This window comes from Priestia sp. TRN 1309, from assembly GCF_050846875.1.
GTDB classification, from domain to species: Bacteria; Bacillota; Bacilli; order Bacillales; family Bacillaceae_H; genus Priestia; species Priestia zanthoxyli.
Map to the genome: position 1 here is coordinate 1,036,624 of NZ_JBOZGM010000001.1, position 21,438 is coordinate 1,058,061.

Annotated in this window: 26 protein-coding genes; 22 read left to right on the top strand and 4 right to left on the bottom strand. The window is 37.6% G+C overall.

Features of this window, described 5'->3' with window-relative positions:
- Positions 1–94: 94 nt before the first annotated feature.
- The 14 genes from ACRPLQ_RS05580 to ACRPLQ_RS05645 all read left to right on the top strand — a co-directional run bounded on the left by ACRPLQ_RS05580 (position 95) and on the right by ACRPLQ_RS05645 (position 11,408).
- Entirely contained in the window at positions 95–835 is a 741-nt protein-coding gene (locus tag ACRPLQ_RS05580; protein ID WP_367076982.1) for a CPBP family intramembrane glutamic endopeptidase, read from the top strand.
- A gap of 146 nt (positions 836–981) precedes the next feature.
- Positions 982–1,116, top strand: a complete 135-nt coding sequence (locus ACRPLQ_RS05585) for a hypothetical protein (RefSeq protein WP_261763710.1) — start codon at positions 982–984, stop codon at positions 1,114–1,116.
- Between the two features lie 188 nt (positions 1,117–1,304).
- On the top strand, positions 1,305–2,081 hold the full coding sequence (locus tag ACRPLQ_RS05590; RefSeq protein WP_432235775.1) for an SDR family NAD(P)-dependent oxidoreductase: 777 nt from the start codon (positions 1,305–1,307) through the stop codon (positions 2,079–2,081).
- 174 nt (positions 2,082–2,255) lie between these two features.
- Complete coding sequence (locus tag ACRPLQ_RS05595; protein ID WP_432235776.1) at positions 2,256–2,885, top strand: NAD(P)-dependent oxidoreductase; 630 nt, start codon at positions 2,256–2,258, stop codon at positions 2,883–2,885.
- A gap of 59 nt (positions 2,886–2,944) precedes the next feature.
- Positions 2,945–3,247: a hypothetical protein gene (locus tag ACRPLQ_RS05600; protein ID WP_432235777.1), complete on the top strand. Its 303-nt coding sequence runs from the start codon at positions 2,945–2,947 to the stop codon at positions 3,245–3,247.
- A 13-nt stretch (positions 3,248–3,260) separates the two neighbouring features.
- Positions 3,261–3,551: a hypothetical protein gene (locus ACRPLQ_RS05605; RefSeq protein WP_432235778.1), complete on the top strand. Its 291-nt coding sequence runs from the start codon at positions 3,261–3,263 to the stop codon at positions 3,549–3,551.
- A 19-nt stretch (positions 3,552–3,570) separates the two neighbouring features.
- Positions 3,571–4,005, top strand: a complete 435-nt coding sequence (locus tag ACRPLQ_RS05610) for an HXXEE domain-containing protein (protein ID WP_432235779.1) — start codon at positions 3,571–3,573, stop codon at positions 4,003–4,005.
- A 147-nt stretch (positions 4,006–4,152) separates the two neighbouring features.
- Positions 4,153–4,833 (top strand): FadR/GntR family transcriptional regulator, encoded by a 681-nt coding sequence (locus ACRPLQ_RS05615; protein WP_033580226.1) that lies wholly within the window; start codon positions 4,153–4,155, stop codon positions 4,831–4,833.
- A gap of 63 nt (positions 4,834–4,896) precedes the next feature.
- Positions 4,897–6,039 carry a CynX/NimT family MFS transporter gene (locus ACRPLQ_RS05620; protein ID WP_432235780.1) on the top strand — a complete coding sequence of 381 codons (1,143 nt, stop codon included), beginning with the start codon at positions 4,897–4,899 and terminating at the stop codon, positions 6,037–6,039.
- Positions 6,040–6,105: 66 nt separating this feature from the next.
- Positions 6,106–6,753 (top strand): MOSC domain-containing protein, encoded by a 648-nt coding sequence (locus ACRPLQ_RS05625; RefSeq protein ID WP_432235781.1) that lies wholly within the window; start codon positions 6,106–6,108, stop codon positions 6,751–6,753.
- A gap of 364 nt (positions 6,754–7,117) precedes the next feature.
- Positions 7,118–8,332: a threonine synthase gene (locus ACRPLQ_RS05630; RefSeq protein WP_432235782.1), complete on the top strand. Its 1,215-nt coding sequence runs from the start codon at positions 7,118–7,120 to the stop codon at positions 8,330–8,332.
- A gap of 792 nt (positions 8,333–9,124) precedes the next feature.
- Complete coding sequence (locus ACRPLQ_RS05635) at positions 9,125–10,528, top strand: MFS transporter (protein WP_165636421.1); 1,404 nt, start codon at positions 9,125–9,127, stop codon at positions 10,526–10,528.
- A gap of 295 nt (positions 10,529–10,823) precedes the next feature.
- A complete protein-coding gene (locus tag ACRPLQ_RS05640) occupies positions 10,824–11,027 on the top strand; it encodes a cold-shock protein (protein WP_014459099.1) in 204 nt (67 codons plus the stop codon).
- A 207-nt stretch (positions 11,028–11,234) separates the two neighbouring features.
- The gene (locus ACRPLQ_RS05645) at positions 11,235–11,408 is read left to right on the top strand and encodes a hypothetical protein (RefSeq protein ID WP_165636422.1); all 174 of its coding nucleotides are present in this window, start codon (positions 11,235–11,237) and stop codon (positions 11,406–11,408) included.
- Positions 11,409–11,605: 197 nt separating this feature from the next.
- Here the strand turns inward: ACRPLQ_RS05645 and ACRPLQ_RS05650 are convergent, their stop codons facing one another.
- The gene (locus tag ACRPLQ_RS05650; RefSeq protein WP_029714163.1) at positions 11,606–11,806 is read right to left on the bottom strand and encodes a cold-shock protein; all 201 of its coding nucleotides are present in this window, start codon (positions 11,804–11,806) and stop codon (positions 11,606–11,608) included.
- A 289-nt stretch (positions 11,807–12,095) separates the two neighbouring features.
- Here ACRPLQ_RS05650 and ACRPLQ_RS05655 point away from each other — a divergent pair, with 289 nt between their 5' ends.
- The gene (locus tag ACRPLQ_RS05655) at positions 12,096–12,971 is read left to right on the top strand and encodes a YitT family protein (RefSeq protein ID WP_129703112.1); all 876 of its coding nucleotides are present in this window, start codon (positions 12,096–12,098) and stop codon (positions 12,969–12,971) included.
- A gap of 903 nt (positions 12,972–13,874) precedes the next feature.
- The gene (gene fbp / locus ACRPLQ_RS05660; protein ID WP_432235783.1) at positions 13,875–15,803 is read left to right on the top strand and encodes a fructose-1,6-bisphosphatase; all 1,929 of its coding nucleotides are present in this window, start codon (positions 13,875–13,877) and stop codon (positions 15,801–15,803) included.
- A gap of 42 nt (positions 15,804–15,845) precedes the next feature.
- On the opposite strand, the gene ACRPLQ_RS05665 is transcribed toward fbp, so the two are convergent.
- Positions 15,846–16,553 carry a M48 family metallopeptidase gene (locus ACRPLQ_RS05665; protein ID WP_432235784.1) on the bottom strand — a complete coding sequence of 236 codons (708 nt, stop codon included), beginning with the start codon at positions 16,551–16,553 and terminating at the stop codon, positions 15,846–15,848.
- A gap of 1 nt (position 16,554) precedes the next feature.
- Complete coding sequence (locus tag ACRPLQ_RS05670) at positions 16,555–17,058, bottom strand: DUF1456 family protein (protein WP_034268493.1); 504 nt, start codon at positions 17,056–17,058, stop codon at positions 16,555–16,557.
- A 422-nt stretch (positions 17,059–17,480) separates the two neighbouring features.
- On the opposite strand from ACRPLQ_RS05670, the gene ACRPLQ_RS05675 reads away from it, so the two are divergent.
- From ACRPLQ_RS05675 to phaZ, 3 genes are all read left to right on the top strand, one after another.
- Positions 17,481–18,011, top strand: a complete 531-nt coding sequence (locus ACRPLQ_RS05675) for an ECF transporter S component (RefSeq protein WP_028414615.1) — start codon at positions 17,481–17,483, stop codon at positions 18,009–18,011.
- Between the two features lie 89 nt (positions 18,012–18,100).
- On the top strand, positions 18,101–18,292 hold the full coding sequence (locus tag ACRPLQ_RS05680) for a hypothetical protein (RefSeq protein ID WP_013058089.1): 192 nt from the start codon (positions 18,101–18,103) through the stop codon (positions 18,290–18,292).
- A 207-nt stretch (positions 18,293–18,499) separates the two neighbouring features.
- Positions 18,500–19,396: an intracellular short-chain-length polyhydroxyalkanoate depolymerase gene (gene phaZ, locus ACRPLQ_RS05685; RefSeq protein WP_028414614.1), complete on the top strand. Its 897-nt coding sequence runs from the start codon at positions 18,500–18,502 to the stop codon at positions 19,394–19,396.
- 174 nt (positions 19,397–19,570) lie between these two features.
- On the opposite strand, the gene ACRPLQ_RS05690 is transcribed toward phaZ, so the two are convergent.
- Complete coding sequence (locus tag ACRPLQ_RS05690) at positions 19,571–20,143, bottom strand: CBO0543 family protein (RefSeq protein WP_165636425.1); 573 nt, start codon at positions 20,141–20,143, stop codon at positions 19,571–19,573.
- A gap of 166 nt (positions 20,144–20,309) precedes the next feature.
- Between ACRPLQ_RS05690 and ACRPLQ_RS05695 the strand changes: the two genes are divergently transcribed.
- From ACRPLQ_RS05695 to ACRPLQ_RS05705, 3 genes are all read left to right on the top strand, one after another.
- On the top strand, positions 20,310–20,579 hold the full coding sequence (locus tag ACRPLQ_RS05695; protein ID WP_165636426.1) for a hypothetical protein: 270 nt from the start codon (positions 20,310–20,312) through the stop codon (positions 20,577–20,579).
- A 102-nt stretch (positions 20,580–20,681) separates the two neighbouring features.
- Positions 20,682–20,855: a hypothetical protein gene (locus ACRPLQ_RS05700; RefSeq protein ID WP_165636105.1), complete on the top strand. Its 174-nt coding sequence runs from the start codon at positions 20,682–20,684 to the stop codon at positions 20,853–20,855.
- 23 nt (positions 20,856–20,878) lie between these two features.
- Positions 20,879–21,256, top strand: a complete 378-nt coding sequence (locus ACRPLQ_RS05705) for a hypothetical protein (RefSeq protein ID WP_165636427.1) — start codon at positions 20,879–20,881, stop codon at positions 21,254–21,256.
- Positions 21,257–21,438: the final 182 nt, after the last annotated feature.

Here is a 21,438-nt window from a genome sequence, read left to right on the forward strand (position 1 = left end):
TTTGAGCTTGAATGATAAAAAGGTGAAAACATATAAAATCCTTAAAACGAATATAGGTTATCAATGAAACCTAAAGTAGAAAGGTAGTGTAGTGATGATCAAGTCAAAGCTTTTATGGAAAGTTATTGGCCTAGAAATCTTAGTTATCTTTTGGTTTGTGGTAAACGGTGCATACGTGAGCATGACGCATCCTACTGCACATTATCTTCAGTTTTTAGGAGTTGTCCCTTTAGCAATAGGAATAGCTTTTTATCTAACAAAAACAAAAAAATGGCAGCATTTTTTCTCCTTTCAACAAAACATGTCCTTTAGAACAAGAATCCTCTTTCTTTCTCCGCTTCTTTTGTATTTGCTTATTATCCTCATCGGGAACAAAGGTGTACACGGAAGTTCCATTGCAGATATTGTTCTTATTTTGCTTACCCAAACTCTAGTCATAGCATTTGTAGAGGAGATGGTATTTAGAGGATTTATGCTGAATTTGCTGTTATCAAAAAGCTATAAAGTAGCGGTTCTTCTATCATCGTTCCTATTTGCCTTTACGCACAGTTTGAATATGTTAAGCGGTCAATCGGTAGCAAATACAATTTTTCAAATTTTATTTGCATTTGTTATTGGGGTGGTCTTGGCTTTACTGATCGTTAACGGTCAATCGATTGGGGTGACGATTGTATTTCATGGCTTAAATAATTTTCTCCAGTTTACAAGCCCTGTCAACGCAAATGATTCTTTATTTGTTAATTACGCGCTGCTTCTATTTTTAAGCGGATATGCCTTTTATTTATGGAATCGAAAATCTACTTTATCTGTTTCTCAACATCAGGTTAGTGGCTAATTAAAAGAGGTTGTGACAAAAGTAGTCTAGTTGAAGGTGAATCCGAACAAGGAATGGAGATTCTTGATGGAGAATCAAACTCGTTCGGATTTTTTGTTATTGGGATGAACGTAGATTTCGTTTATGTGGGTACGTGCGTCTAGCGGTTGATTGGAGGGCAAGGCGAAGACTCCTGCGGGAAAAGCGGAATAGGTGAGACCCCGCAGGAGCGTAAGCGACGAGGAGGCTCAGCGGCCGCCCGCGGAAAGCGAAGCCTTGCACGGAAATCAACAGCGGTGTAGCGTGTGACCCAAACTAGCTCATGTATCCGATTTGCTCGCCTTTAGATTGAATTGCTTTAGTTGCGTCTCACTCTCTTTTTAGTGTTTCGAAGCAGGGATTAATCTACCCAAAGCTGAATAACTTCTATGGCTAGTGTTACTCAATTTAATTTGTTGAGATTTTATTAAACGCAAAAGGGGAGAAACGTATGTTTGAAGAAAAAGTAGGGATTATTACGGGTGGAACGTCGGGGATTGGCTTAGCAACAGCGGAATTACTCGCAAAAGAGGGCATGCATGTTGTGATTGCTTCTAGAAATAGTGAAAAAGGAGAAGAAGCTCTTTCTAGATTAAGAAAGTGGTCTCCTCACTCTCTTTTTATCAAAACGGATGTAACGAATAGTCAAGATGTCAAAAACCTTGTGAGCCACACATACTCTACTTTTGGAAAAATTGATGTGGGCTTTAATAATGCGGCTAACACGGAGGCAGCTTCTAATGCTACCCATGAATTCAAAGAAGAAGACTTTGACCATTTAATAAACGTTACGTTAAAAAGCGTATGGCTTTGTATGAAATATCAGCTGCAGGTCATGACCAAACAAAACAGCGGTGTCATCGTGAATACGTCGTCAATGGACGCTATTTTATGTTCAGCAGGGACAGGCGTATATGCGGCTGGGAAAAGCGGTGTGATTGCTTTAACAAAGTCAGTTGCTCAGGAATATGGCCATCAAAATATAAGAATTAACTCTCTGTGTCCAGGTGCATTTCGGACGTCTATGCTAGAAGAAAAGTTTTTAGCTCTATCTTCAGAGGAAAAAGAAAAGCTCAATGAATCCTATCAAAAATTAAACGCGCTAGGCAGAATTGGTGATCCGCTTGAAGCCGCAAAAGCAGTAAAATGGCTTCTTTCGGACGACGCATCGTTTGTTACGGGTCAAAACATTATTGTAGACGGCGGGATTGGGTTTAGGTTTGAGTAAGAGTAAGTGATAACAAACACAAATCTTTTACTCTCTGGAGTTAGGGCTCTTTTTTAAAAAATGGATCTTAACATATTCTAGATTCTTAGAGTCTATCACATACTTAAATACATAAATCGTATAATGTGGTTATCAACTAAACTTTGTTGCTATGTATATGGAGGAATGATTGATATGAAAAATACGATTGCGATTATTGGAGGGACCGGAAGAGCAGGTAGATTTTTAGTGAAAACAGCTAAAGAAGAAGGCTATCGCGTTCGTATGCTAGTTAGAACTCCAAAAAAATCGTTACTTGACGATCCAAACATAACTTTAATTGAAGGAGATGCTAGAGATCAAGATGTCATTCTTTCCTTATTAAGTGGATGCCATGCCGTTATCAATACATTCGGTCAGCCTAACAAAGCTATACCTTTATATAGCGAAATTACAGCATTAGTTATTCAGACTATGAAAGAGCTTGAAATAAGGAGATATGTTGGAGTAACTGGGGGATCTTTAGATATAGAAGGAGATAAAAAATCAATTCTTAATAAGGTAGGAGCTAGTGTATTTCGTATTCTGTACGCTGAAATGATGGAAGATAAAAGAAAAGAATTGCAGCTTCTTCGAAAAAGCAAACTAAATTGGACGCTTATACGCCTTCCTTTTGTTAAAGAAAACAAAAAGTCTCAAGCCATAAAAGAGGATGAATTTGATATGCCAGGGTTTAAGATATCTTCTCGTGATATTGCGAGATTTATGATTGAGCAGATACATAATCCATCTTACATAGGTAAAACTCCGTTCATTGCTAATTAGAATAGCTGACAGGTCGAATATGTTCAAACGATATAACAAGATGTTTCGAGGAGGTATGTATGTCTTTCATACTTAATAATTGCATGACCATTAGTATCATATTTGTGGTGATCCTTTTTGTAAGTATTGTGTTTAACAATAGAATAGCCGCGCTGGTTCTTTCCTTCGTTACGGTGCTATTCGGTTTATTTCTACTTTTTTACGCTTTTGCCAAAATAAGCGGATTTGATGCGATGGACATCCAGATAAAAGGGATAATAATTATCGGAGAAGGTTTAATTTTACTCGTTATTACAAGCATATTTATTGCGGTGCAAGAGACTAAAAAAAAACGCTGTAAAGTAAAACAAAATGGCTGCTAGAGGCGGGGATAAAATGGAAATTGGAGTGGCATTACTTGTTTTAGTATTAGGTCTGATGTTTGCAAGCGGACTAAGCCAAGGAAAATCAGCTAAAAGAAAATATATAGTGTGGGGAACAACAACTATATTAATCATAGCTCCGTTCTTTTCATGGGCCGTTTCAATTTTGTTTGCAATTAGCCAGGAAGAAGGTTTTGCAGGAGTTGCCTTAATGATGTTATTGTTTCCGTTTTTCTTTTTAGTAGGACTCGTTACGCTGTTAATAGGGATTTTTAAGAAAGAGAATGTAAATAAGTCTATGTAGAAAAAGGGGAGATTTATAATTGATTGAACTTGAGTTATACAATGTTCTTTGGTTATTCGTTGTGGTTTTTATGCTACATGATTTTGAAGAAATTATTACAGTTGAGAAATGGGCTAAAGCCAAAGAGGTAAAAATTAAATTACAGAACAAATGGATTAGCCACAAGATTTGGGAATTCTGGAACATAAGCTCATATGCTTTTGCAAAAAGAGATGTCTTTATCTTTTTGTTTATGTCTCTCATTACTTTTATGAAAGTTCTTTATCTAGAAAGTTATTGGAGTTCAATTCTTTTTGTGGGTTTTCTTATTTTCGTACTAGTACATAACCTTATTCATCTTTTACAAACACTATTTATTAAAGCATATACGCCAGGTTTATATACGGCTGTTCTTTTAGTTACGCCTTATACTGCATACCTATTATATCGATTAAAAGATGCTGCTCTTATTTAAAGTGAAATTAAAAGCACCCTGTTTGTACCGAGCTTCTAGAAAGTCTATCAGAGCAGTTCGCTTGGATTAATTCCTAAAGCTCTAACAACCTTGCCAAACAACATAAATTTGTTTATGATAAAGGTGATATAAACAGGAGATGAGCAGATGAATATACATAATAAACAATCGTTTTCAAAAGTACCGCGTCGAAAGCTAGTGGATGAGGTGCTAGAGCAGCTTCAAACGAAAATTTTTTCAGGTCAATATCAGGTAGGAGATCAGCTTCCAACGGAGCCTCAGCTAATGGAAGAGCTGGGGGTAGGGCGATCTACCTTGCGAGAAGCGGTTAAAATTCTTGTTCATGCAAATGTATTAGAAGTGAAACAAGGAAAAGGAACGAGAATTAAGTCTCTTAGCTTCACACAGGATTCGTTTGAAACAAGACTTCAAACGGCAGATATAAATCATATTTATGAAGCGCGTGAAATGCTTGATTTGCAAGTGGCGATGTTAGCGGCGCAGCGTCGAACGGATGAAGACTTGTTAAAGATGAAAGGGCATTTAGATAAACGCAAAAAAGAGCTTGAAAAAGGCAATTACGCTGAATATATAGAAGCGGATATTCAGTTTCATCTTTCGATTGCAGAAGCTAGTAAAAATAATGTTTTAATGGATTTATATCAATCGTTTGTGCCTGTGCTGCGACACACACTGAGTCAGCTCATTTTAAAAACGGTTGATTATAAAGATAATTCCACCATTCATGAAAACTTATTTACCGCTATTTTGAATGGAGATACAGAACAAGCAAAAAAATATGCCGGTCAAAATTTGGAGCTTACCTAAGTTCCTTTTTTAAAAAACTAAACATCAGATGATATACTGAATTAACGAGGAGAGGAATACTACATGAAGTCAAAAGAGAGAATATATGTGTATGTGATTGCTTTATTTTTAGTTTCAATTAATTTACGAATCGGCATTACATCGGTATCGCCTGTGCTTGAGACCATACGTAATCAGCTGGGACTGAGCAATGTTACCGTTAGTTTTTTAACAGCTATTCCTGTGTTATGTATGGGGTTGTTTGCATTGTTTACAGGAAAGCTTGAAGGGCTGTGGGGAGCTGAAAAAGTCATTTCTTTTTGCTTAGTGGTGATTGGAATCGCGACGTGTATGAGAGTGGCCGCACACTCAATATCTGTTCTTTTAAGCAGTGCTTTTCTTTTAGGTGTAGGTATTGCCATCGCTGGACCGCTGTTATCGGGATTTATCAAAAAGAAATTTCCGAATAGAATAGGCCTCATGATCGGAATTTACTCCGTGGGCATGGGAACGGGCGCTTCGTTAAGCGCAGGGCTGACGGTACCTTTGCAGCATGTACTGCACGATTCGTGGAATGTAGCTCTTGCTAGCTGGAGTGTGCTGGCCGTGATTGCTCTCATTGTTTGGTCTCCGATTGCGCGTAAATCTCAGCAAGCGTTTGGCTCCAGAAAAAACAAGCTGCCGTTAAAAAATAAAAAAGCCTGGCTGTTTACGCTTTTCTTTGGGCTGCAAGCCGGCATTTTTTACTCTGTGACCACTTGGCTAGCGCCAGCAGCACACGATTTGGGCATGAGTAATCAAGAAGCGGGTACGCTTATTACCGTTTTTACGTTCGTTCAAATGGCGTTTAGCTTTTTAATTCCAACGCTAGCTGATTATTATAAAAACCAAACCTTTTGGCTTGTAAGCAGTACATTATTTGCATCAGCGGGTTTAGTGTTCATTCTCTATCCTTTAACCAGTCTTTGGTTTTCTTCGATACTATTAGGAATAGGGCTTGGAGGACTTTTTCCTTTAGCACTTATGCTGCCGTTAAACGAGACAAGTTCGTCTCAAGAAGCAAGCTCATGGACAGCTATGATGCAATCAGGGGGATATATTGTAGGAGGATGCGCTCCGGTTTTATCTGGTTTTGTGCGCGATCTCTTTCATACAAATACGCCGTTATTTCTTATCTTACTTGTGTTAACAGCTTGTTTGTTAGTGCTTACTGCATTCATGCACTAGCGGTCAGAGGGGAAAGAGTTATTACATGATGAAAAAGTCTATTGAGTGGAAAGAAGGAGAGAGCATATGGCAGATCACTATAAAGTTCAGTCGCTGAACTACGGAAAAATTGAAACACTTACGTATGGAAAACGAACGTTTCAATCAGCTATTAGAAAAACAGCAGCAGATGAACCCGTCTTTTTAAGTAAGTTGGGGCTAGAAGGTGACGAGCAGGCGTACAAAGATCATGGAGGAGTGGACAAAGCGCTATGTCTGTATCCTTATGATTATTATGAATACTGGAATAACATCATCCAAAACCCTGTTAAAATCGCGTTGTTTGGAGAAAACATCACAACCGTTGGATTAACAGAAAGAAACGCGCACGTCGGGGATATATTTGCATTTGGTGAGGCTATTATTCAAATATCTGAACCTAGAAATCCTTGTTACAAGCTTGCTGCAAAATACGAAGTGCCGGATATCGTCGTGAAAATGAGAGACACGGGCTATACAGGGTTTTTATTTCGCGTTTTGAAAGAAGGCATCGTCTCCGTGAGAGATGAGTTGATCCTGTTTGAAAAAGATCCGAACAAAGTGTCTATAGCAGCAGTTAATGATGTAAAATTCAAAGACCGGTTTAATAAAGAGAAGCTGGATAGAGTTCTGCAAGCAGACGCATTGTCAAATAGTTTAAGACAGGTCTTTTTGAAACAGTTTCGTTCTGAATAATAGTGAAGGTGGAGTTTTATATAAGTGTACATTCTATTATTACGTTTGTTCAGCATCGAAAGTGCACTCACTGCCCTTCGTTACCTCCTTCAAGTCGCTTTTTAACACACTAAAATAATTATTCCTATATTTAAAGTGTGAAGTGCGTTTCTTTTTCGCGTTTTTATTTAAATTTACTGAGGTTAATTCTAAAAAAGTAATATAAACAACGTAGGAAAAAGCATAAAATCTTAATTTAATAGGGTTTTATGCTTTTTAAAATATTCAATAAAATGATGGGTAAATCATACCTTACAATTCTGATAAAAATAATATAAATTATAATGTATATAGTACGTTTACAGAATTTAAAGGAGTGTGTATGATGCCGTTTAGTTATGTTTCTCACTTATATTGTCCTAAATGTAAAAAAGAATATAGTCCAAAAGAAAAACATCAATTATGTGAATGTGGCTCACCGCTATTGGTAGCGTATGATTTAGAGAGATTGAAAGCTAACTTGACTCCAGAAGATGTTCAAAGCAGGGAACCAAATTTATGGAGATATCATGAGCTGCTTCCAGTAGAAGATCCTAAAAACGTCGTGTCCTTAGGTGAAGGGATGACTCCGCTTATAAAAATGCCTAAGCTAGGGAAAGAAATGGACATTCCAAACTTATATATGAAAGATGAAGGCATTATTCCAACGGGATCATTTAAAGCTAGAGGCGCCGCTGTGGGCGTGTCAAAAGCAAAAGAACTTGGCGTTGAACAGTTAGCGATGCCTACAAATGGAAATGCCGGAGCTGCTTGGTCGCTGTATTCGTCACGCGCTGACATAAAAGCAACCGTTGTGATGCCAAAAGATGCGCCTGTTATTACACGAAATGAGTGTGCTGTCGCTGGAGCTGACCTTTACTTAGTCGATGGACTCATCAGCGATGCAGGGAAGATTGTTGGTGAGGCTATTAAAGCCTGGGGTCTTTATGATGCTTCTACGCTTAAAGAGCCGTACCGAATCGAAGGTAAAAAAACAATGGGCCTAGAAATTGCTGAACAGTTTTCTTGGAATCTTCCTGATGTGATTTTATATCCAACAGGAGGAGGCGTTGGCTTAATTGGAATCTATAAAGCGTTAAATGAGTTAAAAGAGCTCGGCTGGATTAAAGGTGATCTTCCTCGTTTAGTTGCGGTACAAGCTGAAAACTGCGCACCTATTGTAAAAGCATGGAATGAACGAAAACAAGAATCTGAATTTTGGCCGGATTCTTCAACCATCGCCTTTGGTATCAACGTATCAAAAGCAATCGGGGACTTTCTTGTTTTAGAAGCCGTATACAATACAAATGGATGTGCAATTGCGGTCGATGAAGATAAGATTGTGGAAGAACAAAAAAAGGTTGCGCAGCTTGAAGGATCGTTTATTTGTCCGGAAGGTGCGGCTACATTTTTAGCTGCACGCCGTTTGCGAGAAGAAAGCTGGATTAAAGAAAACGAAACGGTTGTTGCTTTAAATACAGGGCTTGGAGTTAAATATCCAAATACGGTAGATATTGAAGTACCAATTTTAGAGCGAAATGGCAGCCTTACTAAAAAATAAAGCAAGTGAAAAAATAGATCTCCGTCTAAGTGGAGGTCTATTTTTTATGTCATCGCACACTCACGCTTATTTAATGTAAATAATTGTAATAAATGTGAATCTTTATGTTCAAAACTATATGAGTGAATGTAGGTTTAAAGTTTGTCTTAGAGGGTATCTAAGAGAAGAAAGAGGATATCTTTCAATTTGGAAAAACAGCTTGGTAAGGAGGTTGAGCGAGCATATTACAAAGCTTGAAGAATATGACAAAAGCAGCGCTGTAAACCAGTTTGCTTTTACGGTAGAAAACTTCCATGAAGCCACGAACCACGATAGGGAGAAAGGAGCTGAATTTTTATCCCCCGAACCCAGCCAACTCTTGAAATTTTGTTCTAAGGGCAGAATCATACACTGTTACAATTATTAGAACGAGCTTTATAATTTATTACTAAGTTTACATAATTTTTGTAATGAAAACCGTGTATTCATTGCAAAAATGAAGCTTGTATCTAATGGGTTGTGACAATAATTGTCAGGTGATCTGAGTGGAAATTATGATCCGTGAATTGTACGTTGAAATGAAAAATTATTTTATTTTTAATTAATTTCTTTATCAACGATTATTCTTTAGCATTTTTTCTCTAACCCCTTTAGCAGCAACCTTTTTTATATTTACCGCCAGATGAATATTTTTTGTTTTTTACTTAAAAATAAGTAGTGTTCCAAGACAGTTACGTATGAATTACAGTAAGTCAAATTTGACTTTACTACTCAGTCTTGTATAATCGTATACCGCGGAGGTGACGTGATGAAATGAAGTTTAACAAGAAAAAAATTAACGTCGTAGATATTGACAAAGCTAAAAAAAGCGTCTTTGCTACAGGAGTAGGAAACGCGATGGAATGGTTTGATTTTGGCTTGTATTCATATTTAGCCGTGATTATTAGTCAAAACTTTTTTAGTGCAGTTGAAAATGATCAGCTCAAATTAGTATTCACATTTGCCACATTTGCGATTGCCTTTTTAATGCGTCCATTGGGCGGTGTTATATTCGGTAAAATTGGAGACAAGTTAGGAAGAAAAGTCGTTTTAACCACCACCATTATTTTAATGGCCTTCTCCACATTGCTCATTGGTTTATTACCTACATATGACCAAATCGGTATATGGGCACCCATTCTTTTATTAATTGCACGAATCATTCAAGGTTTTTCAACTGGTGGTGAATATGCTGGTGCGATGGTGTATATTGCAGAGTCGTCTCCAGATAATAAGCGTAATATGCTTGGAAGTGGACTAGAAATCGGTACACTTGTTGGTTATATTCTTGCTTCACTGCTAGCTAGCTTGCTGTTTATTCTTCTGTCGGATAAACAGATGGCCTCATGGGGCTGGAGAATTCCCTTCTTATTAGGATTGCCTTTAGGACTTATTGGTTTTTATTTACGAAGAAGTTTAGGGGAAACACCTATTTTTGAAAATGAACTTTCTAACGAAGACGAAGTGGAAGAAGAAGGCTTCCTCTCTATTTTAAAAAATCACAAAAAAGACGTGTTTGTTTGTTTCGTAGCCGTGGCTTTCTTTAACATTACAAACTACATGCTATTATCTTATATGCCTTCTTATTTAAATGAAATTATTGGTTTATCAAACACAGTTGGTACGGTATTAATTACGGCAGTTATGATTTTAATGGTGCCGCTTGCCCTTATGTTTGGAAAACTGAGCGATAAAATCGGAAACAAGAAAGTTTTCTTAATCGGTTTAGGCGGATTGAGCTTACTGTCAGCCTTTTCGTTCTATTTAATCAACTTAAATGGTTTAGTCTTTGTTTCAATCGGTATTCTTATTCTAGGTATCTTCCTTGCCACGTATGAAGGAACAATGCCTGGAACGCTGCCAACGATGTTCTACACAGATATTCGCTACCGAACATTAGCGATTACGTTTAATGTTTCAGTTTCTATCTTTGGTGGAACGACGCCATTAGTTGCGACATGGTTAGTTCACGCAACGGGCAATCACTTAGCTCCAGCGTTCTATTTAACCATCGTGAGCATCATCGGATTTTTCGTAATCTTGTTCCTGTTCGCGAACACGGCAGGAAAATCACTGAAAGGTTCATACCCTACAGTTGCTTCTAAGTCTGAGTACAATGAAGCGGTTGAAAATCCAAAAGATTCATTATGGTGGCACACAGAGCAAACAGAAAAATAAAGTAAATAATAAGCAGCTGCTACATTCACTGCTGTGTAAAATAGGAACACTCAAAAAGAGCCTTCTCTTTGTATAGAGCTACAAAGAGAAGGCTCTTTTTATCGTTCGATGATTTATTCCATTTCCTGTATTTGCTATCTGCGGTTCCGTATGTTACGTTTAAATTAATTATTTTTGTTCGGTATAGGATTGAGAGAAGAGAAATCTCTTCTATAGAATTTTTTATCTTAAGATAGTATGGTTGGACAAGGGTAGTAATACAAGCGTGGAGTATTCCACACCAGGAGGCAATATTATGGAACAAGGTACAGTGAAATGGTTTAATGCAGACAAAGGCTTCGGCTTTATTGAAGTTGAAGGCGGAGACGATGTATTCGTACATTTCAGCTCTATTCAAGGTGAAGGCTTTAAATCGTTAGAAGAAGGTCAAAAAGTAACGTTTGACATTGAACAAGGTCAACGCGGAGCACAAGCTGCTAACGTTCATAAAGTAGCATAATTAATCCAACGTAAAAAGACTCCACATAGGGGTCTTTTTGCTTTGGATTCTAATAATTAAAAAAGAAATCTTCATTGGACTAGCCGTTGGAAAAGGTTGCTGACTATCAGAATGCTGATAACGTCTCAAATATAAGCTGCACATTATATTTCCCGATAAATAAAGTTAAAAATTTAATTGGTTTTGATATAAGAGAGGATGAAGGATATGACTATAAGCTTATTTGCTAATGGAGAAACAGTAAGTATAAAAGCATCTAATGAAATAGTGATCATTGTAAAAAGTCAGTATGTGAAAAATATGAAAAGATATTCTTATACAGTTGATAAATATCCAAGTACATTTTTCTTTGAAGAAGAGTTAATGAAACACGAATCATAATTATTTATGAAGAAATATTGATTTATAGTTTGGATTACGCCAATACTATGCTATACTGAGTTTACCATTTGTATTACCGATTACTATTTTTGTATTAATAAGCCCTATTCCTCAGTGGATAGGGTTTTATTATTACATTTTCAAAGTAATGAAAAAGACAGACTCCATGGAGTCTGTCTTTTTCTATTTATGATGGATTACGCTTTTTGAACGTTAGTAGCTTGAGGGCCGCGTTGACCTTGTTCTACTTCAAATGTAACTTCTTGACCTTCGTCTAAAGATTTGAAGCCTTCGCTTTGGATTGCTGAGAAATGTACAAATACATCGTCTCCGTTTTCGCGTTCGATGAATCCAAAACCTTTTTCTGCGTTAAACCATTTTACTTTACCTTGTTCCATAATTGTTGCCTCCTAGTGTGACACGCACACATTGTGTTACTATCCTTGCTCAAATCTATAGACGAAAGTTATGTAACTTATCAATCTTTGCCGAACAAAAATAATTCTTCTTAAACTTAACAGAAATGATGACGTATTGCAAGGATAGAGTCTGTACAGCTAGAAGTTCTCCTTTGTCTATTTTTCACTATGTGAGCTAAAAACCGATACGTAAGCCTCCTCAGTTCAAATAAAGAGAATGTTTGTGGTACACTTAAATAGTAAAAAACATTTAAAAGCGAGGAATTATATGAACACAACTAAAAAACACCACAGGCCTAAGCGCCTAAAAATTGCTTTCCGAGCACTAATGGTCATTATCGGAGGGATTATTGCAGCTTACGGCTTAGAAACTGTCTTAATTCCAAACCACGTTTCAGATGGAGGAGTAACAGGCATTAGTATCGTTGCTTCAAACCTATTTGGCTTACCACTAGGAGTTCTCATTGCCATTATTAACATTCCTTTTGTATGGTTAGGGTATCAACAAATCGGGAAAAGTTTTGCTATATTTTCCATCCTCGGAATCGTCTCACTAGCTGTCGGTACAAGCCTCATGCATCATACTCCAGCGATTATTGAAGGAGATACACTACTCGTAACCGTTGTCGGCGGTATTATCCTTGGTTTTGGAATGGGAATTGCACTGCGTAATGGCGGCGCGCTAGATGGCATCGATATGCTAGCTGTACTGCTTTCTCGAAAACTGCCGTTTGGAACAAGTGATCTTATTTTGTTCTTAAATGCGTTTGTCTTTATTTTTGTTTCATTAGTATTTGGTTTGCAAGGCGCGATTCTTTCTGCAATTGCATACTTTATTGCATCCAAAGTTATTCACATCGTAGAAGTAGGTCTAAGCGGATCGAAAACCTTCCAAATTATCACTTCTCAGCCTGCGTTAATGGTAGAAACAATACGTGATCGTTTAGGTCGGAGCGCTACATATAAAGAAGCTTACGGGGGATACTCCCATGAGAAATTCAAGGAAATCACATGTGTAATCAACCGCTTGGAAGAAAGCAAAATGAAAGAAATTATCAATGAAATTGACCCGACGGCTTTTGTTACGGTATATGACGTAGCCGAAGTTAAAGGCGGTAATTTCCGAAAGAATAATATCCACTAAGTACACCAATCACTGCATTTGTACAAACACTCTACCATATCCTCTTTTACTGAGGTGTGTAGAGATAAGAAAAGCAGCGTGATTCTTGCATCCGCTGCTTTTTTTTGTATCGTAACATCCACTTGCGAGAAGCTGCCTGTTGGATAGCTAATTTACTTAGCCGAGGTTTTTAAAAAAGCGATACTTTGAAAAAGTGAAACGGTCAGAATGAAGCCGGATAGGGTACCTGCATACATTCACGTAATGATTTTTCCTTTGTATTTCTTCCTTGGAAATTTGACAACAGCGTTCCATATTATAATAGAAGCAATTGTTACTCGGAAAAGCCACATGCAACTTCTTCTGCCGTCAAACAGCAGACTCAGATAGCCTACGTGTACCATATGTATTTGTATTCACTTTCCTCTTGTGCTGTATTTAACAAAGCCAACAGAAAAAATCTCTGAACGTAGAAGAACAGAGATTCAACAGAATGATGATTCTTATATCATACAAAGGATGACTTTTCCTGTCTCAGAAAGGTCATCTTTATCGTACCACCACCAAGGACTTGGCGCTGTGCGTTTTCTCACAGCGAGGGAAGAAAAACTCTGCTATTGTATAGAGGTCGGAGTAAACTTTCTTAATTATGTGCGCTTCTTTCATATGTATCGAACCTGCTGACTAAGATCAGCAGGTTTTTTTTGTTACCAGCTAGCTATCATCTTCAAGGGGGCAAGACCGCTTAATCTTTATAGACAAATAGACTTTATACCATTTTACCCGTACGTAAAATAGGTTAAAATAAAGGGGTGAGGCGTGGAGAAAAAAGAGAAGAGTTAAATAAAAGGTATTTAACATCATAATCACAAGCTTGATGAGTGATTGTACTAAATGGTGAACGTTGAAAGGGGATACATAGTTTTGAACACAAAATATCTAGATTTACTTGCACAAAAGTATGATACGGAAGAAAAAGTGGTAACCGAAATTATTAACCTTGAAGCTATTCTTCATCTGCCAAAGGGGACTGAACATTTTGTCAGTGATTTACACGGCGAGTATCAAGCTTTTCAGCACGTGCTGCGAAATGGTTCAGGGAATGTAAAAGAGAAAATCAAAGATCTTTTTAAAAATGTATTATCTGACCAAGAAATCAATGAATTTGCGACATTAGTGTATTATCCTGAAGAAAAATTGCCGTTGATTAAAGCGCAGTTTCGAAACAAAAAAGAACTGTATGAATGGTATAAAGAAATCATTGACCGTATGCTTAATCTAATCTCGTACGCTTCTTCTAAATACACGCGCTCTAAACTGCGTAAAGCATTGCCGGATCAATTTGTGTACATTATTGAAGAGCTGCTATATAAAACCGATGAATTTACAAATAAAGAACAGTACTATACAAAGATTGTTCAGCAGATTATTTCTTTAGGGCAAGCCGATAAGCTTATTATAGGGCTAGCTTATACGACGCAAAGATTGGTTGTGGACCATCTGCACGTAGTAGGGGATATTTATGATCGTGGACCTGAACCGGATAAAATTATGGATACGCTGATTAACTATCACTCCGTTGATATTCAGTGGGGAAACCACGATGTGCTATGGCTAGGCGCTTTTGCGGGCTCGAAAGTGTGTCTTGCCAATATTATTCGGATCTGCGCGAGATACGACAATCTAGATATTATTGAAGACGTATATGGCATTAACCTGAGACCGCTGCTTAACTTGGCGGAGAAATACTATGATGATAATCCTGCTTTTAGACCAAAAGTAAGCTCGAGTGACAAGCTATCCGATCACGAGCGACTACAAATCACGAAAATTCATCAGGCCATTGCGATGATTCAGTTCAAGCTTGAAAGTCCGATTATAAAAAGACGTCCTTTCTTTAATATGTCAGAAAGGCTGCTGCTTGAAAAAATTGATTATGATAAAAATGAAATTACGATATACGGAAACACATATCCGCTAGAAAACAGCTGCTTTGCAACGGTGGATCCGGCGCAGCCTGATCAGCTATTAGAAGAAGAAGAGCAGGTAATGGAAAGACTGCTGCTTTCCGTGCAGCATTCGGAAAAGCTGGCGAGACATATGAAGTTTCTTATGAAAAAAGGCAGCCTTTATTTGAAATATAACGGAAACTTATTAATACACGGCTGCATTCCTTTAGATGAAGAAGGAAACATGGAAAAAATGACGATAGAAGATAAAACGTATGCAGGCCGTAACTTGCTTGATGTGTTTGAACATTATTTACAAGAGGCTTTTGCTCACCCTGAAGAAACGGATGATTTGGCAACAGATATGGTCTGGTACCTATGGACAGGAGAATATTCATCACTCTTTGGGAAACGCGCCATGACGACGTTTGAACGATATTTTATCAGTGATAAAGCAACGCATAAAGAGAAGAAGAATCCATACTACTATTTACGGGAAAATGAGGAAGTCTGCCAAAACATCCTCGCAGAATTTAATCTGAATCCTGATCACGGTCATATTATTAATGGTCATACGCCTGTCAAAGAAATCGAAGGAGAAAACCCGGTCAAAGCAAATGGAAAGATGATTGTTATTGACGGCGGTTTTTCAAAAGCGTATCAATCCACAACAGGTATCGCTGGATATACATTATTATATAATTCTTACGGCATGCAGCTAGTCGCTCACAAACACTTTAATTCAAAAGAAGAGATTTTATTAGAAGGAACGGACGTTTTATCCGTAAAGCGATTGGTTGATAAAGAACTAGAAAGAAAAATGGTTTTAGAAACAAATGTCGGAGAAGAATTGTTAAAAGAAATTTCGATTTTAAAAGATTTAAGAAAATATCGCTATAGTTAAAAATACGAAAAGAGCAGGATGCCTAAAGGCTCCTGCTCTTTTTTACACGGTCATTTCCCAGCTCGACATTTCCAGCCAGTGCTCTTGTTCACGATAATCGGGCATAATTTTCCCGACAAGACGCCAAAAGGAACGATCATGATTCATGTGAACCATGTGGCACATTTCATGAACGACTACGTAATCAATGACGTGCTGCGGTGCCATTGCCAGCCGCCAGTTGAAGGTTAGCTGACGCTTAGAATCACACGTGCCCCACGCTTTTTTGCTATCGGAAATCGAAATGGATCGCGGCTTTGTTTTAAAATGTTTTTGATAGGAGGAGATACTTTTGGTTACGAGCGCTTTACATTGTTGATAGTAAAAACGTTTGAGCGCTTGTTTTATCGCTTCATCGTCGTGCTGATTGACATAAATCTGAAGCGTGTTCGCTTCAAACACTACAGAATCCTTTGTAATGGTCGAATCGTGATGAATCTGTATCGGATAGTTTTTTCCTACATATAAAAAGCTTTCTCCGTGTTCATAGACTTTTTTCTTGGGTCCATGCGTTCTATCTTTTATTTCATTTATTTTTTGCTGAATCAATGCCCAGTTGTTCTCTAATAACATACGTACTTGTTCAGTAGAGGTTCCTTTAGGAGCAAGGACTTCGACCGTTCCGTATCCGTCTACTTTAATTGCAAAAGAACTTCGGTTTTTATATCGTATTTCATAATGGATACTCTGATTTGAAAAAGTGTGTATCATGTTATCCTCTATATTGTACGGTTAAGCCTCTTAGGAATTTTCGAGCAAAATTCTCTTTACACGGTTTGTAATTTTTATGGCCTTTTTTTCGTAATAAAGCACCTAATTCTGCTTTAGATACACGTATTCCACCGTCGTCAAATACTTCTAACATCTCTTCGCTTGTTAGGGATAAAGCGATTTTCACTTTCTTTAATAAGACATTATACATATTTTGATTGCTCTGAACCGGCGCTGGAGGTGCTTGCCCTGGTTTAGGATCTTGTTTTCCTCTTTTAAAGGTAATAAAACCGTTTAAAAAAGAATCTAACATACTGTTCGTGCACGGTATATGATCGTCCGCATGAACTGCATCCTCGTCTTCTTCATCCGGTGTTCTCGTAAGGATTTTTAATACGTCTTCTTTGGTTACATCTTCTCCGCCAAGATTAAAGATCTCTACCATTTCTGTATTTTTTAAATCCAAGGCATATCGTAATCTAATTAAAATATCGTTATTATCCATTCTTGCTCCTCCTATAACTTGCTTGCTGTATGTAAAAATTATGACTGCCACAATCTGAACGGACTTGGTCAATATCAGTACAATTATAGTAACAGGTTCCGCTGGAATTCTAAGTTGTTCCATTCATTTCTACAAACATATAACTTCTCATATTTATCAGCCTTCGTCAACTCTTGAAAAAGAACGATTTGCTCATATTATGTCCGAACAGACACTTTGCCATAACAAAAATTAGGCGCCGCAGTCTGCTAAAAGAAGCAGAGTCAGCTTTATTTTTTAAAGAAGGGATAGGGCAATTTTTGAAGTTAGCGGATCTCTGTGTGCTGCTAGAATGATATACCTTACTAAATAAATAGTTTTACATATTTATTAAGTGTCCAATTAGGAGTATGATAGTAGTAAAAAAAGAAAGAGGTCAACAGATGAATTCAACATACTCACCAAGAGAATCAACCAAAATCAAAGCTTTATCCATGCATGCGCTTTTTATCGCACTGACGTTTGTAGCGACAATGTTTATCAACATAAAGCTTCCAATCATGGGTAACGGAGGTCTCATCCATTTAGGCAACGTTCCTCTTTTTATAGCGGCCTTTATTTACGGTAAAAAAACAGGAGCCATCGCCGGCGCTTTTGGAATGGGGTTATTCGATCTGATCTCGGGCTGGACAGCATGGGCACCGTTTACGTTTATTATTGTAGGGGCTATGGGCTTTTTAGCAGGTCTTATCTCTGAAAAAGCACCTGGTAAAAGAGCACTTGTCAACACACTGGCAGTTGTTGCTGCGCTGATTGTGAAAATCGTGGGCTACTATTTTGCCGAAGTGATTCTTTACGGTAACTGGATCCTTCCGCTTGGCTCTATACCAGGCAATGTGATGCAAGTTGTTATCGCCGGTATCATTGTCGTTCCGCTTGTAGGGCGCTTAAAGAACAGAGCGGTACAAATTTAATCCGTCAATCGTAAGTCGTTTTACCATTATCCTATCCTTAAGTGATATACTTGATAGATATTCATCAAGTGAAAGGAGCGGAAAACACCATGAAATATCTAAAATCACAGATGAAGCAGCTCATTAAAGACAATCAGGAACTGCAAGGTAAGCTGAATGGACTGATGAAAGAGCACAGCCTTGAAAAAAACTTTGCTCTTAAAGCTCTCTACCATGCAGAAGTGGCTGAAGGCGGGAAATATCAGCTTGCTTATCAAGCATTAGACGCACCGAAAAAGTAATGGCCTTGTTGCTCATTCGTATATTTCTTCATAATAAAAAGGCAGCCGAATCGCGTATTTGGCTGCTTTTTTTAGCAAATAGAATGACGCACAATCATCTTGGTGTTTGTACAACTTCTTTTGAACTGCTTAACTCTAGATAAATAGGGTATGTAAAAATTAAAGATAGCTATCGTTCTAATCATATAAGAAAAGAGGAAAATAGCGATGACCGTATCTGCTTTAGAACAAGCAAAAGTAGAATTACCGAATGGAGAAACAGTAAATTACCGAATGAAAAAAGGCGGAAAAGAGGTGCTTTTGTTAATTCACGGAAACATGAATTCTTCCCTTAACTGGGATGTGTTAATGAACGAACTGCCAGAACATATCACAGCTTATGCCATCGACCTAAGAGGGTTTGGAGACTCCACTTATCATACACCTATCCACACAATCAAAGACTTATCAGATGATGTCAAACTGTTTGCAGATGCTTTAAAGTTGTCTGCTTTTACAATAAGCGGGTGGTCATTAGGAGGAGCAGTTGCTATGCAATATGTGATTGATCATCCGAATGATGCCAAAAATTTAATCCTATTAAGCTCCGTCAACATCAAAGGCTATCCCATTCCAAGAAGAACGTTTCTAGAACTGCCTATTCCTAACAATTTTATACAAACCAAAGAAGAAGTAAAAGAAGCATTTAGAATGGTAGAAAACGCGAAAGAAACAAAAAACACATGGTTTTTAAAAATGATGCTGCGTCAATTTTTATATACAAAAAATAAGCCGTCTGCTGATCAATTTGAAAAGTATTTAGAAGGAACGATCAAGCAGCGAAACTTAATTGATATCAATTACGCACTCATGAGATTTAACATTTCAAACGATTTTAACGGTGTTGTTCAAGGGACAGGAGAGGTGGAAAAAATCACGATTCCTACTATGGTTATTCAAGGAGATGAAGATAAAATGGTTTCAACAAGAGATGCATCTGACATCGCAAAAGGCATAGGGGAAAATGCAACGTTAAAAATCATGAAAGGTGTAGGCCACTGCCCGTTGTTAGATGATTTAAGCAGTTTAATGGACTTATACAACGCTAAGTTAAGCAGGGCTTAGGAAAATTCATTCTCCTTAGTAACAGAAGTTTTATTATTGCTAGATGCAGCATGTTCTAAATTAACAATAAAAAAAGAAAGCTGTTTTTCGAGGAAGCTGACAATTAGTAAAGAAAATAAGCAAAAAAACGTAAGGTCTTTTGAAGGTGCTTACGTTTTTTATTGATGCCACTTATCATATTGAATGCTGCTTTTCAAAATAAAGAAACAGATTGGTAATCCATTTTGATAGCACTATCACCCCGAGATAAAATACAAATAAATAACCGTAAGTAGCCCATTCATGCAGCTGGAAAAAGCCGATCCCTGTTAATAATGGTTTGAAAATAAAAGCAAAAAATAAACAAAGAGCCGTTGCATATAAATAATAATTTTTATGATGGTTGATCGTCCATTGATAGAGAAGCATAAAAGCAACGGGAATAAGCGAAGCATCTAGGCTAAAGCTTACGGGTATGATTGTGTTGATTTGGTAAGGATACGTCCACAGCCCGTTATAAACGCCAGCGGTATCACTATAGTGAAACCAAACGTGCACGTTAAATCCATAAAACCCTAGATGAAAGGCTTTTTTTCGATCAATAAAAAAATAGAGAATGACTAAAGGCAAAATAAAAGCGCCCAAGGTCACCCAAAACTGCCAAGAGCTTGGACTCGAGTAGTGATGCCAATATTCAGCCCACGTTTTGGAGAGATCTTCCTGTATGCTATGTATTTTTTCAAGATATTTCTTTTGATTGGTTGTCAACGTGATCCATCCTTTTTAAGTAAGAAAAGTTTTTTATTTTTAAACTGCCCTTTTCTTAAGGTTTGGATACCTTTCCCTGTTGAGTTGTTTGTATTTTTCTGCACGTACAGTTTAACTGGCCTTTATGCTAAAATAGGAGGTATAAAAAGGAAAAAGAAGGGAACGTATGGATAGTTCTATTTTAAACATAGTGATAGCGGTTTTTTCTATGATGGCTGGGTTAATCATCCTTTCTTTATCTCGATCATTATCCGATGAATCAATGAAGCGGGTTCGAATTAGAGGGCTTCTTATCCCCATGTACTGGATAGCTAAAGGATGCTTTGGCGTATCGTTTGAGAAGTTTGCACGTAAAACGATGTATGTATTCGGTGTAATCTGCATGCTTACGTCGATTTTGCTGCTCGGAGAGGCCGTTTATCAGCTCGTCATTTAAAAAGCAGTTACAGCGGCTGCTTTTTTCCATTTTTATGAAACTTTTAGCGTGGTTTTTACGTATAAAAGGTATCAATAAAATAGGAGAAAAAGGAGTGGTTTTTTGTCTGAAGAAAAGAAAAAGACAGATTATCTAGGAATGGGATTAGGTCTGGGCATTGCGATGGGGGCTTCTCTTGGGATGATGATGGATAATATTGGGTTTGGTATTGCGATTGGGACCTCATTAGGCGTTGTTTTTGGAACGACGATGAATCAAAGAAAAAATAAGGAATAGATTTCTGAAGAAAGGAGTAGAGAATGAAATATTTTGACGAAGCAAAAGAACTATGGGTAAACTATGTCCCGAGAAATGGGCAGTCGGATATTGTAGAAGGAGAGGTTATCCGAGCTATTGAAAAGCTCCGCTGTGAAGCTCAAGGAAACGGAAATGCCAATTGGGACAGCGGGTTTGAGATGCTGGTGTTATATATATTAGACGTATTAAATGACCCGGACGTATTCAGCGCAGCTATGCTAGCCGAAATAAAAGCCGATGTTCACACCTTGCTTACTTCAGCAGAAGCTCCGTATTTAGAAGACGACGTATACGATCGCTTGACGGATTGCGTCATTGAGTGGCATATAGCCAAAGGCGGACCTATCAAACGAGAAAAAAATCCTCAATTGTATAGATAAGCGAGAAAAAGGAGCTGTTTTAAACGGGCTCTTCTTTTTTTGATCCCCAACGCTTTGCTTAACCAACAACTATCTAATTGCATCATGTGCTAAATAAATACATATTAAAAATCAGCGGTTTACATCACAGCAGTGTAGCATAAGCTTCTTAAAAAATCGATTCATAAACGATTAAATGTTTG

Coding starts and splice junctions, on each gene's coding strand:
- ACRPLQ_RS05580 (WP_367076982.1), top strand. CDS start 95: ATGATCAAGTCAAAGCTTTTATGGAAAGTTATTGGCCTAGAAATCTTA.
- ACRPLQ_RS05590 (WP_432235775.1), top strand. CDS start 1,305: ATGTTTGAAGAAAAAGTAGGGATTATTACGGGTGGAACGTCGGGGATT.
- ACRPLQ_RS05595 (WP_432235776.1), top strand. CDS start 2,256: ATGAAAAATACGATTGCGATTATTGGAGGGACCGGAAGAGCAGGTAGA.
- ACRPLQ_RS05600 (WP_432235777.1), top strand. CDS start 2,945: ATGTCTTTCATACTTAATAATTGCATGACCATTAGTATCATATTTGTG.
- ACRPLQ_RS05605 (WP_432235778.1), top strand. CDS start 3,261: ATGGAAATTGGAGTGGCATTACTTGTTTTAGTATTAGGTCTGATGTTT.
- ACRPLQ_RS05615 (WP_033580226.1), top strand. CDS start 4,153: ATGAATATACATAATAAACAATCGTTTTCAAAAGTACCGCGTCGAAAG.
- ACRPLQ_RS05620 (WP_432235780.1), top strand. CDS start 4,897: ATGAAGTCAAAAGAGAGAATATATGTGTATGTGATTGCTTTATTTTTA.
- ACRPLQ_RS05625 (WP_432235781.1), top strand. CDS start 6,106: ATGGCAGATCACTATAAAGTTCAGTCGCTGAACTACGGAAAAATTGAA.
- ACRPLQ_RS05630 (WP_432235782.1), top strand. CDS start 7,118: ATGCCGTTTAGTTATGTTTCTCACTTATATTGTCCTAAATGTAAAAAA.
- ACRPLQ_RS05635 (WP_165636421.1), top strand. CDS start 9,125: ATGAAGTTTAACAAGAAAAAAATTAACGTCGTAGATATTGACAAAGCT.
- ACRPLQ_RS05640 (WP_014459099.1), top strand. CDS start 10,824: ATGGAACAAGGTACAGTGAAATGGTTTAATGCAGACAAAGGCTTCGGC.
- ACRPLQ_RS05645 (WP_165636422.1), top strand. CDS start 11,235: ATGACTATAAGCTTATTTGCTAATGGAGAAACAGTAAGTATAAAAGCA.
- ACRPLQ_RS05650 (WP_029714163.1), bottom strand. CDS start 11,806: ATGGAACAAGGTAAAGTAAAATGGTTTAACGCAGAAAAAGGTTTTGGA.
- ACRPLQ_RS05655 (WP_129703112.1), top strand. CDS start 12,096: ATGAACACAACTAAAAAACACCACAGGCCTAAGCGCCTAAAAATTGCT.
- ACRPLQ_RS05665 (WP_432235784.1), bottom strand. CDS start 16,553: ATGATACACACTTTTTCAAATCAGAGTATCCATTATGAAATACGATAT.
- ACRPLQ_RS05670 (WP_034268493.1), bottom strand. CDS start 17,058: ATGGATAATAACGATATTTTAATTAGATTACGATATGCCTTGGATTTA.
- ACRPLQ_RS05675 (WP_028414615.1), top strand. CDS start 17,481: ATGAATTCAACATACTCACCAAGAGAATCAACCAAAATCAAAGCTTTA.
- ACRPLQ_RS05680 (WP_013058089.1), top strand. CDS start 18,101: ATGAAATATCTAAAATCACAGATGAAGCAGCTCATTAAAGACAATCAG.
- phaZ (WP_028414614.1), top strand. CDS start 18,500: ATGACCGTATCTGCTTTAGAACAAGCAAAAGTAGAATTACCGAATGGA.
- ACRPLQ_RS05695 (WP_165636426.1), top strand. CDS start 20,310: ATGGATAGTTCTATTTTAAACATAGTGATAGCGGTTTTTTCTATGATG.
- ACRPLQ_RS05705 (WP_165636427.1), top strand. CDS start 20,879: ATGAAATATTTTGACGAAGCAAAAGAACTATGGGTAAACTATGTCCCG.